The sequence below is a fragment of the Microbacterium sp. Leaf151 genome (assembly GCF_001424225.1).
Classification (GTDB): domain Bacteria; phylum Actinomycetota; class Actinomycetes; order Actinomycetales; family Microbacteriaceae; genus Microbacterium.
In genome coordinates, this window is sequence record NZ_LMOR01000004.1 from 1,121,375 (window position 1) to 1,136,785 (window position 15,411).

General features: G+C 71.4%; 15 protein-coding genes. 10 read left to right on the forward strand and 5 right to left on the reverse strand.

The window, feature by feature from the left end; genetic code table 11:
* Positions 1-16 precede the first annotated feature (16 nt).
* Complete coding sequence (gene aqpZ, locus ASF76_RS15900) at positions 17-832, reverse strand: aquaporin Z (protein WP_200936140.1); 816 nt, start codon at positions 830-832, stop codon at positions 17-19.
* A gap of 321 nt (positions 833-1,153) precedes the next feature.
* Between aqpZ and ASF76_RS15905 the strand changes: the two genes are divergently transcribed.
* From ASF76_RS15905 to ASF76_RS17245, 5 genes are all read left to right on the forward strand, one after another.
* Positions 1,154-1,630, forward strand: coding sequence for an Asp23/Gls24 family envelope stress response protein (locus ASF76_RS15905; protein WP_055959748.1), 477 nt, complete (start codon positions 1,154-1,156; stop codon positions 1,628-1,630).
* Positions 1,627-1,815, forward strand: a complete 189-nt coding sequence (locus tag ASF76_RS15910) for a DUF2273 domain-containing protein (RefSeq protein ID WP_055959752.1) — start codon at positions 1,627-1,629, stop codon at positions 1,813-1,815. Before ASF76_RS15905 ends, ASF76_RS15910 begins: the two co-directional genes overlap by 4 nt.
* 745 nt (positions 1,816-2,560) lie before the next feature.
* On the forward strand, positions 2,561-3,142 hold the full coding sequence (locus ASF76_RS15920) for a DUF6286 domain-containing protein (RefSeq protein WP_055959755.1): 582 nt from the start codon (positions 2,561-2,563) through the stop codon (positions 3,140-3,142).
* A complete protein-coding gene (locus ASF76_RS17240; protein ID WP_055959759.1) occupies positions 3,139-3,726 on the forward strand; it encodes a hypothetical protein in 588 nt (195 codons plus the stop codon). Before ASF76_RS15920 ends, ASF76_RS17240 begins: the two co-directional genes overlap by 4 nt.
* A gap of 11 nt (positions 3,727-3,737) precedes the next feature.
* Positions 3,738-4,430 carry an Asp23/Gls24 family envelope stress response protein gene (locus tag ASF76_RS17245; protein ID WP_055959762.1) on the forward strand — a complete coding sequence of 231 codons (693 nt, stop codon included), beginning with the start codon at positions 3,738-3,740 and terminating at the stop codon, positions 4,428-4,430.
* Between the two features lie 21 nt (positions 4,431-4,451).
* On the opposite strand, the gene ASF76_RS15935 is transcribed toward ASF76_RS17245, so the two are convergent.
* Positions 4,452-5,474, reverse strand: coding sequence for a methylenetetrahydrofolate reductase C-terminal domain-containing protein (locus tag ASF76_RS15935; protein WP_055959766.1), 1,023 nt, complete (start codon positions 5,472-5,474; stop codon positions 4,452-4,454).
* Positions 5,475-5,581: 107 nt separating this feature from the next.
* Between ASF76_RS15935 and ASF76_RS15940 the strand changes: the two genes are divergently transcribed.
* The 3 genes from ASF76_RS15940 (at position 5,582) to ASF76_RS15950 (ending at position 10,247) form a co-directional block, all read left to right on the forward strand.
* Positions 5,582-6,196 carry a pyridoxine/pyridoxamine 5'-phosphate oxidase gene (locus ASF76_RS15940; protein ID WP_055959769.1) on the forward strand — a complete coding sequence of 205 codons (615 nt, stop codon included), beginning with the start codon at positions 5,582-5,584 and terminating at the stop codon, positions 6,194-6,196.
* A 3-nt stretch (positions 6,197-6,199) separates the two neighbouring features.
* Positions 6,200-7,033, forward strand: coding sequence for an FAD binding domain-containing protein (locus tag ASF76_RS15945; RefSeq protein WP_055959772.1), 834 nt, complete (start codon positions 6,200-6,202; stop codon positions 7,031-7,033).
* A gap of 61 nt (positions 7,034-7,094) precedes the next feature.
* The gene (locus tag ASF76_RS15950) at positions 7,095-10,247 is read left to right on the forward strand and encodes a molybdopterin-dependent oxidoreductase (RefSeq protein WP_055959775.1); all 3,153 of its coding nucleotides are present in this window, start codon (positions 7,095-7,097) and stop codon (positions 10,245-10,247) included.
* Between the two features lie 157 nt (positions 10,248-10,404).
* Here ASF76_RS15950 and ASF76_RS15955 read toward each other — a convergent pair whose 3' ends face one another.
* Complete coding sequence (locus ASF76_RS15955; protein WP_235561330.1) at positions 10,405-11,262, reverse strand: PhzF family phenazine biosynthesis protein; 858 nt, start codon at positions 11,260-11,262, stop codon at positions 10,405-10,407.
* A gap of 172 nt (positions 11,263-11,434) precedes the next feature.
* On the opposite strand from ASF76_RS15955, the gene ASF76_RS15960 reads away from it, so the two are divergent.
* Both ASF76_RS15960 and ASF76_RS15965 read left to right on the forward strand, forming a co-directional pair.
* Positions 11,435-11,758 (forward strand): hypothetical protein, encoded by a 324-nt coding sequence (locus tag ASF76_RS15960; protein ID WP_055959778.1) that lies wholly within the window; start codon positions 11,435-11,437, stop codon positions 11,756-11,758.
* Positions 11,755-12,663 carry a hypothetical protein gene (locus ASF76_RS15965; protein WP_055959783.1) on the forward strand — a complete coding sequence of 303 codons (909 nt, stop codon included), beginning with the start codon at positions 11,755-11,757 and terminating at the stop codon, positions 12,661-12,663. Before ASF76_RS15960 ends, ASF76_RS15965 begins: the two co-directional genes overlap by 4 nt.
* A 39-nt stretch (positions 12,664-12,702) precedes the next feature.
* On the opposite strand, the gene ASF76_RS15970 is transcribed toward ASF76_RS15965, so the two are convergent.
* Entirely contained in the window at positions 12,703-13,986 is a 1,284-nt protein-coding gene (locus ASF76_RS15970) for an allantoate amidohydrolase (RefSeq protein WP_055959786.1), read from the reverse strand.
* Positions 13,987-14,185: 199 nt separating this feature from the next.
* A complete protein-coding gene (locus ASF76_RS15975) occupies positions 14,186-15,373 on the reverse strand; it encodes a pyridoxal-phosphate-dependent aminotransferase family protein (protein ID WP_200936155.1) in 1,188 nt (395 codons plus the stop codon).
* Positions 15,374-15,411: the final 38 nt, after the last annotated feature.

Here is a 15,411-nt window from a genome sequence, read left to right on the forward strand (position 1 = left end):
GCGTCGAGGCGGTCGCTCACGAACCGACGACCCGCCGCCCGAGCACGCGCACCACGAGCCCCGCGACCGCGGCGCCCGCGAGCGGGGCGACGATGAACACCCACAGCTGCGACACCGGGAGCGCGCCGCCGTAGACGGCCGTGGCGATGGAGCGCGCCGGGTTCACGCTGGTGTTGCTGATCGGGATGCTGATGAGGTGGATCAGGGTCAGCGTCAGACCGATGCCGATCGGCGCGAAGGTCGCGTACTCCTTCTTCGCCGTGACCGACAGGATCACCGCGATGAAAATTCCCGTGAGGATCGCCTCGGCGACGAAGACCGCGGCCAGTCCGTAGCCGCCCGGGCTCCCCTCACCGAAGCCGTTCGAGGCGAAGCCGGCCTGCTGCGCGGTCGAGAATCCGTCGGGGCGCCCGCTCAGCACGAGAGCGATGACGCTCGTCGCCAGGATGCCGCCGACGAGCTGCGACAGGATGTAGCCGGGGACGTGACGCGCGTCGGTACGACCGGCCACGAGGAGTCCGAGCGTGACCGCGGGATTGAAGTGACCACCGCTGATGTGGCCCACCGCCGCGATGCCGGCCACGAGCGTCAGCCCGAACGCCAGCGCGACGCCGAGGAAGCCGACGCCGGCCTGATTGTCGTCGGCACTGGGGAAGTTGGCGGCGAAGAGCGCGGTTCCCACCCCACCCAGAACCAGCAGGAACGTGCCGAAGGCCTCGGCGCCGTACCTCGCCATCGAAGACCACTGGCGTGCATCCTGCTGACGCTGCTCGACGGTCGAATCGGCGACCCGGACGGGTTCGCTTTTCGTCTCCTGCTTCTTCTTACCCATGGCGGTGGTGACTCCTTTCGATGGCCGGCCGAGCGCCGGCGTCGCCCTGTAGACGTCGGCGGACGATCGATCGTCACGCGCGACGTGAGAGGCCGGACACTGCCGTCACCCGTCCAGCGTGGCGGTGTCGAACGGCGGCGTCGGCGGATTGACACCCGCGCCACCAGAGGGATATACGCCGTAAGCCTATTCGTCTCGATACATATCTGGGCGCGCTGCGCAACCCCCGCGTGACGAAAGGCAGGCCCGGTACGTCTTGATCCTGTAGGCGATCGCGCCGCCCCGGCACACCCGGGTAACCCCGTCGAAAAGGAACCGCTCATGGCTGACAACGCCACCACCCCCGCTGCGCAGAACGTCCCCCAGGCGGCATCCCGCGTCAACCGTCCGCTGTCCGGACGCGGCCAGGAGGCTCACGCCGCCGGCTCGACCCACATCGCCGACGGCGTCGTGGGTAAGGTCGCCGGTATCGCGGCCCGTGAGGTCACCGGCGTCTACGCCCTGGGCGGCGGCGGCGCCCGTGCGCTGGGCGCGATCCGCGACGCGATCAACGCCACCGACCTGACGCAGGGCGTCAAGGTCGAGGTCGGCGAGACCCAGGCCGCGGTCGACATCACCATCGTCGTCGAGTACGGCGCGCAGATCCAGGATGTCGCCGAGCAGGTCCGCTCGCGCGTCGCCGGTGCGATCAGCCACCTCGTCGGCCTCGAGGTCGTCGAGGTCAACGTCGACGTCAACGACGTGCACATCCCGGGCGACGACGACAACGACGACGACGACGAGAAGCGCGTCCGTTGACCCCCATCACCACCGGCGCACTCTTCGGACTCATCCTCGCGCTGAGCGCCCTGATCTTCGGCTTCGGGGGATTCGTCCTCGTCGCCCTGTTCATGGCGATCGGTGCGGTCGTCGCCCGCGTCGCCTCGGGTGAGCTCGACTTCCGCAACATCATCAACGCCTTCACGGGTCGGAGCACCTCGTGACCACCGTCACCCCCGTCCGGCCCGGCGACCGCACCGCGGTTGCCGGGCCCGGGCTGCCCCCGGGCCGGGTCGAGGTCGCCGACCGCGTCCTCGAGAAGACCGCGCAGCGGGTGGCGGCGGAGGTGATCGGGGTGGATGCCAAGAACGTCCACGTCGAGATCGTCTCGGCCCGCGACACCGCTGCGGTGCGCGTGACTTCGCCGTTCCCGGTTCCGCGCCTCGACGACACCGAGGCCGTGCGCCGCGCGACTCCCGTCCTCGAAGCCGCTCGTACGGCCCAGAGCGAGCTGCGGTCGCGCCTGACCCGGCTGTTCGGCCGTGAGATCTCGCGNCGCCTTCACGGGTCGGAGCACCTCGTGACCACCGTCACCCCCGTCCGGCCCGGCGACCGCACCGCGGTTGCCGGGCCCGGGCTGCCCCCGGGCCGGGTCGAGGTCGCCGACCGCGTCCTCGAGAAGACCGCGCAGCGGGTGGCGGCGGAGGTGATCGGGGTGGATGCCAAGAACGTCCACGTCGAGATCGTCTCGGCCCGCGACACCGCTGCGGTGCGCGTGACTTCGCCGTTCCCGGTTCCGCGCCTCGACGACACCGAGGCCGTGCGCCGCGCGACTCCCGTCCTCGAAGCCGCTCGTACGGCCCAGAGCGAGCTGCGGTCGCGCCTGACCCGGCTGTTCGGCCGTGAGATCTCGCGTGTGGACCTGACCATCTCGGGCGCTACCGCCCCCCAGCGAAAGCGAGTGCTGTGATGACTGACACCGTGCTGCGCACCGTCGTGCGCCGCGAGACCCACTCGCCCCGCACCGTGGCCATGCTCGTGGTGGTCGTGCTGCTGCTGCTCGTCCTGGCGTACGCCGCGGTCGAGATCATCCTCAACCTCGTCGGAGCGCAGCCGCTGCTGGTCGCCCCCGGCGCGGCTCTGAACGCCGTCGTCACAGCTCCCACCGCGCTGATGCCGGTCGCGTTCATCGTCGGCGGCATCGTGCTGGCCGTCCTGGGTCTGCTCGTGCTCGTCCTGGCCCTCAAGCCCGGCCGCCTCTCCAAGCACGAGATGGCGTGGGGAGAGCGTGCCGTCGTCGTCGACAACGGCGTCGTGGCATCCGCCATCGCCCAGCACCTCAGCAACGAGTCCGGCATCGCCCGCGACGACATCGTCGTCGGCGTCGCCCACCGCTCGGTCGATGTGACCGTGCGCCCGCCGGTCGGCATCCCGGTCGACGAAGCGCAGCTGCGCCGCATCGTCGATGAGGAGGTCGCCGCCTACAAGCTGACGCCCGCCGTGCGTTCCCACGTGCGCGTGGAGCGTCCCGACACCAAGGAGTCCCGATGAATGCGACGCGTCGCGGTCTGAACCGCTTCGTCCTCTTCCTCGTCGCCGTGGTGCTGCTGGCCGCGGGCGCCCTCGCCCTCGCCGTGGGCCTGGTGCCCGGCGGGACCGACACCTGGACCACCGTCATGGGCGGATTCCAAGGCTGGCTCGAATCCCTCGGACGCGACTCCGCCGGATGGGGTGCCGTCGCCGCCTTCGTGGTGCTGGCGATCATCCTCATCGTCATCGCCTCCTCCGCCGTCCGCGGACGCCGTCACGCGCCCCTGCAGTCCACCGGCAGCGCCAGCGCCGAAGGCCGCATCACGGTCACCGACGGCTTTGCCTCGGAGGCGCTGAAGAACGCCCTCGCCGAGCGCGACGAGATCCTCTCCTCCCGCGTCACCGCGGGGGAGATCAACCGGGAGTCGGTGCTGCACGTCGCGGTCACCCCGCGCCAGAACACCTCACCCCGCCAGGTCGCCGAGCACGTCGATACCCTCGTCACCAACCTCGCCGCCCTCACCGGACAGAACCTCCGCGCCTACATCTCCATCCACACGGGTCTGCGCGCCAAACTCGCACGCGACAACACCCGCGTGCAATGACAGGACACGACATGACGAACGATTCGATCTCGACTCTCTCGACGGCATCGCAGCCCGTTCCGGTGGACCTCGCCCGCGCGGTCGCAGACGCCGTCGAGCACGTCGAGGGCGTTCACGCGCTCGGCAGCCTGGTCGAGCGCGCCTCCGACGCGGTGCGTCAGCGCGTCGGGCTCGCGGCCGGCGTCGCCGGTGTCACGGTCGACCGGGGCCGGGATGGACGAGTCACCAGCGCGGTGTCGATCATCGTCGACTACCCGCACAAGCTGCATGAGGTCACCGACGCGGTGCGCGCCGCGGCACGACACGCCCTCGACGGACTCGGCTCGGGTCGCGTCGACGTCGACGTCGACGTCACGGTGACCGGCGTGTGGGGTCCCTTCGACACTGATCCGGTCGCCGAGGCCGAGGAGGCTCTCGACGACACCGCCGGTGCGGCGACCGACGCCGCGGCCGGGTCCACGGACGCGGCCGACGCGGAAGGCACCGACGTCGACGAGCGGAACAGCGCGGATACGGATACTCGCGCCGAACGCCGCCGACGCTCCGAGCCCGTCAGGGCGTCCGAGAGCGCGGCCGCGTCCGCACCCGCGTCCGCGGATCACGACGCGCAGGACGCCGTCGCCGACGCGCTGGCCGACGTCGCCGACACGGTGGCGCACGCCGCGGAAGAACTTCGGGCTCGTCCCGACTCTCCCCGCCCCTGAGCAGCCGGGGCGGCGGGGCGCTCAGCACACGCGCCGCGCGACCTCCGCGAGGGCCTCGGCGAACGACTCCTCGGCGCCCTCGCGGCCGCCCGACAGATTCACGCCGACGACACCGGGAAGCGCGAGCATCTCCTCGGCGAGCGCGACGGCGAGGGCGATCCCCTCGGCCCGCGGGTCGCGCGCGTCGCGGATGCGACCGAGGAACCCGTCGGGCAGCACGAGCGTGGTGAACGACTCCAGCAGGTCGGCCGAGGCCCCGTCGACGACGACCGGGATGCACGGGATGAACAGGATGCCGTCGCCCACCTCGTCGATGAACCGGCGCACGGGCTCCGCACCGCCGGCGTGATTGACGAAGCAGACATCGGCTCCGGCGCGCAGCTTCTCGCGCAGGCGCGCCGCGCGCCGCTCGACGGGAGGAGCCGCGGGCGATGCCGCGACCGAGACGACGTGACCCGCCGCGCGCGCCAGCGCCGTGGCTTCGGTGGAGTCGAGGTCGAACACGGGAGCGGCGTCGGGCCGGTGCCCCGTGCGGGTGTGATCGCCGGTCACGCAGTGCACCCCGGCCACTCCCTCGACGGCGAGAGCTGCGAGCTCGCCCTCGATCGCGACGCGATTGCGGTCGCGCATGTTGAGCCCTGTCCACACCCGCAGCCCTCGGCGCTGGAGCAGGTGCGCGCGGTACGCGGGTGGGAACTGCACCCGGGCGCTTCCCGCGTCACCGGCGAGGACGGCATCCACTTCTCCGGTGAGCACCGCGGCGCACGCATCGATGGATGTCACGCTCAGCGCCCGCGCGGGAAGGTCGGCGACGATCCACGGGCGCGTGCCGAGGGAGGCGAGGGTCTCCGCGGCGGCGGCGGTCCGGCGCCCCGGATCGACGGGGGTCGTCCGATCGATCCCCGTCCACGGCACGGTCCGCCGCGGAAGGAACGTGCAGCGATGCGCGGCGTCGATCTCGCACGAGCCGTCGAAGCCGACACCGCCGCACGGGCCGTACTCCATGCGCTTGGGGCACGCGTCGATGAGGGGCAGCAGGGTCATTCCCGGAGTGTAGGGAGCACGTGTTTCGACCGATGTTCATAGCGGCAACATTGCGGAAACGAGCACTCCTTACGCTCGGCGGTACCCGCAGCCTCTCGGAGGTCACCATGATCACTGCCGGAACGTCGTTCGGTTCCGACGTCGACGACATCGACGCGCTCGTCGACGACCCTCTCGCGCTCCTGCTGCGCTGGCTCCCCACCCCCGACAGCGAACTGCGTCCGCTCGCGGCACTGTCGACTATCGGGCGCGACGGCATCCCCTCGATCCGGCACGTCCTCGTGAGCGATCAGGATGCCACCGGTCTGTACTTCCACACCGACTCCGCCAGCCAGAAGGTCGCCGAGATCGCCGCGAACCCCGTCGCCGCCCTGTCGGTGGCGTGGCCCGAGGTGGGTCGGCAGCTGGTGGTGCGGGGTATCGTCGAGCGCGTGAGCAACGCCTCCGCCGCCGAGGTCTACCGTCAGCGGTCGCGGTATCTGCAGCTGCTGGCGTGGCTCAACACGAACGACAACGCCCGCCTGCCGGCGTACGACCGCCGGCACCTGTGGGCCGAGTTCGACGAGGCGCACCCGACGCTCGATCCTCCCGAGCGCTGGACCGGGTTCCGGGTCCGCCCCCTGACGCTGTCGTTCTGGCGCGGCGACCTGCTCGGTCAGAGCGTTCGACAGCAGTACACGCTCACCGACGGCCGCTGGTCGGGACGGATCCTGGCGGGCTGACGCATGGATATCACCACCGTCACCTCGTTCCGCTCCGCCCGCACGCGCGACGACCTCACCCTCGGCCCCGGTGAAGTCGTCATCGCCGGGGGGACCTGGCTCATGAGCGAGCCGCAGCCCGGAACGACCGGGTTCGTCGACCTGACGACCCTCGGCTGGCCCGACATCGAGATCACCGACGAGGGCCTGCGCATCGGCGCGACCTGCACCATCGCGCGCCTGCTCGCGTGGGTCGAGCGCGACGCGCCCGCCGCGTGGACCTCGCTCTCGCTCGCCCGTCCCTCCGCTGATGCGCTGCTGGCATCCTTCAAGATCTGGAACACCGCCACCGTCGGCGGGAACGTCTGCCAGGCATTCGCCGCGGGGGCGATGATCGCGATGCTCTCGACCCTGGATGCCACGGCGCTGATCTGGACGCCCGACGGCGGCGAACGGCGGATCGCGGTCGCCGACCTCGTCATCGACAACGCCGCGACATCCCTCGCCCCCGGCGAAGTGGTGCGCGCCCTCGACATCCCGGCCCACGCCCTCCGCGCCCGCGTCGGCCTGCACAAGATCGCCCTGGCCGAACTCGGCCGATCGGGCGCGGTCGTCACCGCCCGGGTCGATCCCGACGGCGCCGCCGTGTTCGTGGTGACCGCGGCGGTGCGCCGGCCCCGGGTCCTCCGCTTCGGGCGCATCCCCGGGGCGGGCGAGCTGCGGGATGCCGTGGCCAGCGCCACCGACTTCTACACCGACCCGCTGGGCAGCGCCGACTGGCGTCGCGGCGTGAGCATGGTGCTCGCGGAGCGGGTGCGCCAGGGTCTGGCGCGTGAACTGCAGGAGGGCGCCGCGTGAGACGAGCTTCGTCGCATCGGCGCGACACGGCATCCGGGAACGACGGCCGGGAGGACGCGGCGTGAGATTCGAGGTCAACGGCATCCCCATCGACGCGGAGCCGAGGCCGGGCCAGAGCGCGCGCACGCTCCTGCGCGAGACGGGCCATGTCGAGGTGAAGAAGGGGTGCGACGCGGGCGACTGCGGCGCGTGCGCTGTGCTGCTCGACGGCGCGCCGACCCACTCGTGCATCATCCCGGCGATGCGCCTGGACGGCCGCGCGATCACCACCGCGGCGGGACTCGCACCGGGCGACGAGCTTCATCCCGTGCAGGAGGCTCTGGCGAGCGGTTTCGGTTTCCAGTGCGGTTTCTGCTCGCCGGGGATGAGCGTGACCGCATCCACCCTGGACCCCGCCGACCTCGACGATCTCGACCGCCGCATGAAGGGCAACCTCTGCCGCTGCACGGGCTACCGCCCGATCCGCGAGGCGATCCGGGCGTCGGTGCTGGGTCCGGTTCGCGAGACCGGGGCGGGGTGCGCGACGGATGCCGCCGACCCGGCCGATACCCGCACCGCGGACTCGACCGGCACCCGCACCTCCGGACCGGCCGATGTGAGCGGTGCCGGGGCCTGCGGCGGCGGCTGCGGCGGGCATGACGCGTCTGAGCTCTCGGTGATTCCTCGCACACCTCCTGCAGATCTGCAGGAGTCCTCCCCTCCCGTCCCGGGAGGCCCGGTTCTGCAGGAGCCGGGCCCGCTCGACGCAGCCGCCGCCGGCCGCGTCGGCACCTCGACGATTCCCGAGGCGGCACGGCGCATCGTCCAGGGCCGCGAACCTTTCACGTTCGATGAGCCCGTGCCCGGCGGCCCGCCGCTCGTGCTGCGGGTGGTGGTCTCCCCTCACGCGCACGCGCGGATCGCGTCGATCGACACCGCGGCCGCCCTCGCGGTGCCGGGCGTCGTCGCGGTCTTCACCCACCGCGACGTGCCCGACGTGCGGTACTCGACGGGTCGCCACGAGCATCGCACCGACGATCCCGACGACACGCGCATGCTCGACGACGTCGTGCGCCACGTCGGTCAACGCGTGGTCGCAGTGGTCGGCGAGACGGCGGAGGCTGCGGATGCCGGATGCCGCGCGGTCGTCGTCGAGTACGACGTGCTGCCCGCGGTGTTCGACCCCGAGGAGGCACGCCGCCCGGGGGCCCCGCTGCTGCACCCCGACCGCACGCCCGCGGAACGGGTCATGGCGGCCGGGCGCAACGTCGTCGCGGGGTTCCACACCGGTCACGGCGGCGACATCGACGCCGCGCTCGCGGCGAGCCACACCACCGTCACCGGCGAGTGGCGGTCGTCCCGCGTCACCCACGCGGCGCTCGAGACGCACGGCGCCGTCGGGTGGCTCGACGACGACGGACGCCTCGTCATCCGATCGTCCACGCAGGTGCCCTTCCTCGCGCGCAACGAGCTCGCCCACATCTTCGGCCTCGAGCGCGATCGCGTCCGCGTGTTCGCCACGCGGGTCGGCGGGGGCTTCGGTGGGAAGCAGGAGCTGTTCACCGAAGACCTGACGGCGCTGGCCGTGCTGACGCTGGGACGCCCGGTGGCGTACGAGTTCTCGCGCACCGACCAGTTCGTGCGGGCGTCCCTGCGGCATCCGATGCGCGTGCGCGTGACCCTCGGATCGGATGCCGGGGGCACCCTCACCGCGATGAAGCTCGACGTGCTCAGCGATACCGGCGCGTACGGCAATCACGCGATCGGAGTGCTGTTCCACTCCTGCGCCGAGTCGACGACGCTGTACCGGGTGCCGGTGAAGTGGATCGACGCCGAAGCCGTCTACACGAACAACCCTCCGTCGGGGGCGTTCCGCGGGTACGGCCTCGGGCAGGTCGTGTTCGCCGTCGAGTCGGCGCTCGACGCGCTCGCCGTGAAGCTGGACATCGACCCGTTCGACCTGCGCCGCATCAACGCCGTGCGCGAGGGCGACCCGCTGCACCCCGACGACGACAAGTACGAGGAAGACCTGATCTGGGGCAGTTACGGCCTCGATCAGTGCCTCGACCTCGCCGAGAGCGCCCTGCGTCGCGGCGACGGCCTCGCGGCCCCCGACGGCTGGCTCGTCGGCGAGGGGATGGCGGCGTCCATGATCGCGACCATGGCCCCGCGCGGCCACATCGCGCACACCACCGCGACCCTGCGTCCCGACGGCACGTACCTGCTGCGTGTGGGCACGGCCGAATTCGGCAACGGCACCTCTACCGTGCACCGCCAGATCGCCGCGACCGTGCTGGACGCCCCCCTCGACCGTCTCGAGCTGTGGGCCGCCGACACCGACGCGGTGCGGCACGACACCGGCGCCTTCGCCTCCGCCGGCACGGTCGTGGCCGGCAAGGCGCTCTTCGGCGCGTGCACGGCTCTGCGGCGGCGGATGGTCGAGATCGCGACCGAACTGGTGGGAGGGGATGCCACGGGGCTCGCGGCATCCGACACCGGCGGCGGCTCGGGAGGTGCCGCATCCGAGACGGGCGGTGACGCGGGCGAGGCTCCGGCGGTGGTACACGGCGACGCGGGGGCTGCGGCATCCGGGACGGGCGAGACACCGGCGGTGCGCGGCGACGCGGGGGCTGCGGCATCCGGGACCGGGAATCTCGGCGCGGAACTCGTGGCATCCGGAGTCCGCGTGGGGGACGAGATCGTGACGTGGGAGCGGATCATCGCCGCGGCCCCCGCCGGGTATCTGACCTCCGACGGGCTGACCGCCGACGGCGCGGAGTTCGGCGACTTCCGCTCGCTCGCCTTCAACGTGCACGCGGCGCGCGTGGCCGTCGACCCCGAGACGGGCACGGTGAAGGTTCTCCAGTCGATCCAGTCCGCTGACGCCGGCGTCGTCATCAACCCCGCGCAGTGCCGCGGGCAGATCGAGGGCGGCGCGGCCCAGGGCCTCGGCGGGGCGCTGTACGAAGAGGTGTACGTCGAGGACGGGGTGGTGCAGAACCCGGTGTTCCGCACGTATCGTGTGCCCCAGTTCGCGGACGTGCCCGACACAGAGGTGTACTTCGCCGAGACCGACGACACGCTGGGTCCGTTCGGGGCGAAGTCGATGAGCGAGTCGCCGTACAACCCCGTGGGCGCGGCGATCGGCAACGCCGTGTCGCGGGCTCTCGGGCGCCGGGGGTACGAGCTGCCGTTCTCGCGCGACCGGGTGTGGAGGTTGGCCGGCGGGGAGTGAGCGCGGCCCCGCCGCACGGCCGGGGCCGCGCCTTGCGGTTCAGGGCGTGCGACACCCCGGCCCGAAGGGCAGATTCCGACCCCGAGGGGCGCCACCCGCCCCGAACACGGGCACGCCTCTCCGCGGGTTGCGGGGCTGACGCAGCCCCTCCCTGCGGTCAGAGCGGCGTCGCGCCGCCCCGCACGACGATGCCGCCGGATGCCGGGACCTCGACCTCCAGCACGCTCGGCCGGCCGATGTGCCGCCCCTGCCGCACCGTGAAGCCGAACGGAGCGGGGACGCCGACGCGGTCGCGCAGGTAGGCCCCCAGCGAGGCCGCGGCGGAGCCGGTGGCGGGGTCTTCGGTGATGTCGCCGACGGGGAAGAGGTTGCGGGCCTCAGCGACGAGGCCGTCGGCGATACCGCCCGCGACGTGCACCACGATGGCGGTGCCCTTCCATCCGCGTTCGTCGAGGAGTTCTCGCATCGCACCGGGATCGAAGGCGAACGTGTCGAACACCTCGCGCGCGGTCACGGCGACGACCGGATGCAGGTTGCCGGCGAAGGACTGTGCCAGCGGCATCCGCTCGTCCAGGTCGGCGCGGGTCAGGCCCATCAGGCCGAGCAGGCGGTCGGCCACCTCGGGCTCCAGGTCGATGACGCGCGGCTCGACGCTGGTGAAACCGGCGACCATGGCACCCTCGGCGTCACGCTCGGTGACGACGTCGACGGCGCCCGCGGCGGTGTCGAAGACGTAGCTGCCGGCGCCCTCGATCTCCGCAAGCGCCACCGCCGTCGCGATGGTGGCGTGTCCGCAGAAGGGCACCTCGTCGTCGGGCGAGAAGTACCGCACGGCGACGCGGTCACCTTCGCGCGCGGTCACGAACGCCGTCTCGGGGTGGCCGAGGTCGGCCGCGATGCGCTGCATCTGCGCGTCGTCGAGCGAGGTGGCGTCCAGGACGACACCCGCGGGATTGCCGCCCCCGGGTTCGGCGGCGAAGGCGAGCATCTGCAGGATGCCGGGGGTGTCGGTCACGCCACGATTCTCGCGCAGGGCCCGCGGCGGGTACGAGGGCCGATCGGGGATGAGTGGACCGGTTGCCGAGAGCCGAACCCCGGAACTCCCCCATCCACACGTCGTCGAGGCGCCGACCGGGTGTCGGCGGGGACGGATAGACTCGGGCGATACGGGCTTGGAGGGGGTTCTGGTGACCGAGACTATGGATCGACGCTTCGAGTTGACCACATCGTTGACCTTCCCGATGATCGGTCCGGTTGCGCTCGCCGGGCTGGCGGAACGGCTCGATGCAGGTGTGTACGAAGCCTCGCGGGCGCATCCCACCATCACTGCGTACTTTGTCGCGATTGACGAGGTGGCTGGCGGGTTACAGGTCGGGCTTCGATTCGAGGGCATGGATCCTCGGTACATCGAGGGCACGGCCGACGACGTAATCGACGATGCCGTCGCACATGCCGCGGGCGAGCAGTCTCTTCGCCCCGTTCGCGAGGAATCTTCTCTAGTTCCGGCATGACGTCTGAAGACAAGGCCATCGCGCGCCTCATCTGGATATGGCGGCTCGCGAAGGGCTGGTTGCCACAGGCGCTCGGCGCAAGCGCAACGATCTTCTCCATCGTCTGGGGGGCGTATGGAGCGGACGTCTGGACGTCCGGACTGTGGGCTTTCGTTGTGGCGGTTATTCTCGCCGCGGGAGCTTTCGTCGCGCAGGTTTCGCTACAACGCCCGACCTACATGGCGCTGGCCCAAAGACTCCGCGACACCGAACAACAAAGGGAAGCGGACGAAAAGCGACTGTCGGAAGAGTCCTCGGAGAAGTCTGCCGCACTCGAGCAATCGATGGGCGTCCTCCTGAGATACATTGCCAGCCACTGCAGGACGGGTGCGAATAGCGATCGAGTGTCCGTCTATTACTTTCACGAAGACCGCTTTGTCATGCTCGCTCGCCACGCTCTGCATCCGGCTTTCCGGGGAGCAGGTCGCTCGGAGTATCCCGCCGAGCAAGGCGCGATTGGCGACGCGTGGTCGCGCGGGTCGATCGCCATGGAGCTTCCCACTTCTCGCAAGCAATGGGAGCGCACTCTCGTGTCTAAGCACGGATACACGAGCGAGCAGGCCGCGTCACTGTCGATGCATAGTGTCGGCATAGCTGCGTTGCGCATCGAGATACACCACCGTGCCGTCGGAGTCATCGTCTTCGAGTCCACCGAAGAAGATCGGGTGAATCAGACGACGCTCGAGACGGCGAGCGAGTCCAAACTTTTCGCCGCATTGAGCGAGCTCGTCTCGGTTGCCGCCCTCCTCACCCCGCGCGGTGTGACGCTGGCTGCGCCATCGCGAAGGCCGACCTCCGACGCTCCCTCGTGGAAGCTGACACCACGCAATTCTGTGGATGAGCAGACGACTCCCCCAGCGCGTTGAAGAATCGTTACCGCCTGACAAGCCGTCCCTTGGCCGGGCTCAGCGCGGCTCCGCCCCCAAGTGCAGCACCGCCTCGGCGAGCGCCCGCAGCCCCGCGGCGACGTCGGCACCGGTCACCGCCTCGTCGGGGTGGTGGCTGATGCCGTCGGGGTTGCGCAGGAACAGCATGCCCACCTCGGTGATGGCCCCGATCGCCATCGCGTCGTGTCCGGCGCGGCTGAACAGGGTCGGCGCCTCGCCGCCGATGCCGGCGCGCACCACGTCCTGCAGCAGCGGGGCGCAGAACACGGCCGGCGCGCTGTGCACCTCGCGGGCCTGCCAGCGGAGCCCGCGGCGGCCCATGATGGCATCCAGTTCGCGGGAGATCTCGTCCCACGTGTGGTCGCGGGTGGCGTCGAACTCGCCGCGGAGGTCGAGCGAGAAGTGCGCCTCGCCGGGGACGACGTTCACCGCGCCGGGGAACGCCTCGAGCTGACCGACGGTGCCGATGATGTGATGCTCGCCGCGGCAGATGCGCTCCACCGCCAGGGCGGCTTCGCTCGCGCCGAGCAGGGCATCGCGCCGCATGTCGTACGGAGTGCCGCCGGCGTGCCGCGCCTCACCCTCGACGACGAGCTGGAAGCGCCTGGCCGAGGCGATCGACGACACCGCGGCGAGCGCCCGGCCGCTGCGATGCAGCTCCGGCCCCTGCTCGATGTGCGCTTCCAGGTAGGCGACGAGCTCGTCGGGGCGTCGGGCGGCCTCGCCGACGCGGCCCGGGTCGAGCCCGAACTCGCGGAAGGCCTGCCGCAGCGTGTAGCCGTCGGCATCCGTCAGGTCCCACCACGACGCGTCCCACTGCCCGGCGACCGCCGAAGATCCGAGGAGGGCTTTGCCGAAGCGCGTGCCCTCCTCGTCGCTGAAGGCGATGACCTCGAGCGCGAACGGGAAGGGACTGGATGCCGTGCCCTCGTCGTCGACCAGGCGGATGAGCCGCACGACCTCGAGGGCCATCAGCACCCCGACGATGCCGTCGAAGCGTCCGGCGTCGGGGACGGTGTCGAGATGCGAGCCCATCAGTAGCGCGGGGGCGTCGGGGGCTCCGGCCGGGGCGAGGCGTCCGACCTGGTTGCCCGCGGCATCCTGTCTCGTCGTCATGCCGAGTTCGCGCATCCACTCCGCGGCCAAGCGGTTGACGCGGGCGTGCTCGGGTGACAGGTACACGCGCGTGATGCTGCCCGGCGTCGCCGTGACCCGGGCGAGTTCTTCGCATCGCCCCATGACGCGGCGCGCCGCCGAGGCGATGCGCTCGGGCGCGACCTGCAGGCGGGTGGCGGTGGTCATGGTCGGGCTCCGCGGGCCGCGACTCGATGACTCACCGCGAATGCCCGCGCGGCGCGCGACCCGGCGTGCGTTCGCCCGGAGTCAGCGACCCCGGCGACAGCGTGTGGGCCGTGACTCGCCGAGAATGCACGCCCGGCGTGCGACGCGGCGTGCGTTCGCCCGACGTCGGCGACGGAGACCGAGGCGGGGGTGCGGCGCGTCATGCGCGCGCCGCCGCGTACACGGCCTGCGCGGCCTCGACGCCACCACCGGGCGCGACCGTCGCGCCGTGGCGACGCAGCACCGCCTCGAGCGCGGCGAGGGTGGTGAGCACCGCGTCGGTGCGGGCGTTGTACCCCATCGTGCCGATGCGCCACACCCGGCCGTGCAGTGGACCGAACGACGTGCCGATCTCGATGCCGAAGTCGCCCAGCAGCTCCGACCGCACCGCGTCTCCGACCACTCCCTCGGGGATCTCGACGGCGACGACGTTCGTCATCTTGTGAGCGACGTCGCCGAACACCGTGAGGCCCAGGCCCTCGACGCCGGCGAGCATCGCGTCGCCGTGCAACCGGTGCCGCGCGATCACGGCATCGCGCCCCTCGAGCAGCAGAACGCGCGCGCACTCACGCGCGCCGTAGAGCATCGTCGTCGCCTCGGTGTGGTGGTTCAGACGGCGCGGTCCCCAGTAGTCCAGGATCATCGCGAGGTCGAAGTAGTTCGAGCGGATGAAGTCGGATGCCACGGCATCGCCCTCCTCGCGGATACCGGCCTCGACGCGGGCGCGCGAGCGCACCACCTCGACGGCCCGCTCCGAGAGGCTGATCGGCGCCGACCCGGACGGCCCGCCGAGGCACTTCTGCAGGCCCGCGGTGGCGGCATCCAGTCCCCAGTCATCCATCTCGAACGCGTTGCCGCCGAGGGAGGCCGTGGCGTCGGTGTAGAAGAGCGCGCCGTGCGCGCGGCAGATCTCGCCGATCTCGTCCAACGGCTGGAGCATCGTGGTCGAGGTGTCGCCCTGCACGCAGGCGACGAGGTGCGGCTTGACCCGCTCGACCGCCTCGCGGATCGCCGACACGGGGAAGACCTGACCCCACGGCACCTCGATCGTGTGCACTTCGGCGAGCGCGCGTTCGGCGATCTCGGCGAGCAGGTGCCCGAAGCGTCCGAAGACGGGCACGAGCACCCTGTCTCCCGGGCGGATGAGCGTGATCATGGCCGCCTCGATGCCGGCGCGACTCGTGCCGTCGATGAGCACCGTCGCGTCGTTGTCGGTGCCCCAGACCTGGCGGTACAGGTCTTGCGTCTCGTTCATCGTGGCAGTCATGAACGGGTCGTACTGTCCGACGAGCGGTGCCCCCATCGCGCGCAGCACGCTGGGGTACGCCGAGATGGGCCCGGGGCCCATCAGCAGTCGGGCGGGCGGGTCGATGGGGCCGGGGAGCT

Coding starts and splice junctions, on each gene's coding strand:
- ASF76_RS15965 (WP_055959783.1), top strand. CDS start 11,755: ATGACGTCTGAAGACAAGGCCATCGCGCGCCTCATCTGGATATGGCGG.
- ASF76_RS15940 (WP_055959769.1), top strand. CDS start 5,582: ATGATCACTGCCGGAACGTCGTTCGGTTCCGACGTCGACGACATCGAC.
- ASF76_RS15945 (WP_055959772.1), top strand. CDS start 6,200: ATGGATATCACCACCGTCACCTCGTTCCGCTCCGCCCGCACGCGCGAC.
- ASF76_RS17240 (WP_055959759.1), top strand. CDS start 3,139: ATGAATGCGACGCGTCGCGGTCTGAACCGCTTCGTCCTCTTCCTCGTC.
- ASF76_RS17245 (WP_055959762.1), top strand. CDS start 3,738: ATGACGAACGATTCGATCTCGACTCTCTCGACGGCATCGCAGCCCGTT.
- ASF76_RS15975 (WP_200936155.1), bottom strand. CDS start 15,373: ATGGGCCCCGGGCCCATCTCGGCGTACCCCAGCGTGCTGCGCGCGATG.
- ASF76_RS15970 (WP_055959786.1), bottom strand. CDS start 13,986: ATGACCACCGCCACCCGCCTGCAGGTCGCGCCCGAGCGCATCGCCTCG.
- ASF76_RS15935 (WP_055959766.1), bottom strand. CDS start 5,474: ATGACCCTGCTGCCCCTCATCGACGCGTGCCCCAAGCGCATGGAGTAC.
- ASF76_RS15920 (WP_055959755.1), top strand. CDS start 2,561: ATGACTGACACCGTGCTGCGCACCGTCGTGCGCCGCGAGACCCACTCG.
- aqpZ (WP_200936140.1), bottom strand. CDS start 832: ATGGGTAAGAAGAAGCAGGAGACGAAAAGCGAACCCGTCCGGGTCGCC.
- ASF76_RS15905 (WP_055959748.1), top strand. CDS start 1,154: ATGGCTGACAACGCCACCACCCCCGCTGCGCAGAACGTCCCCCAGGCG.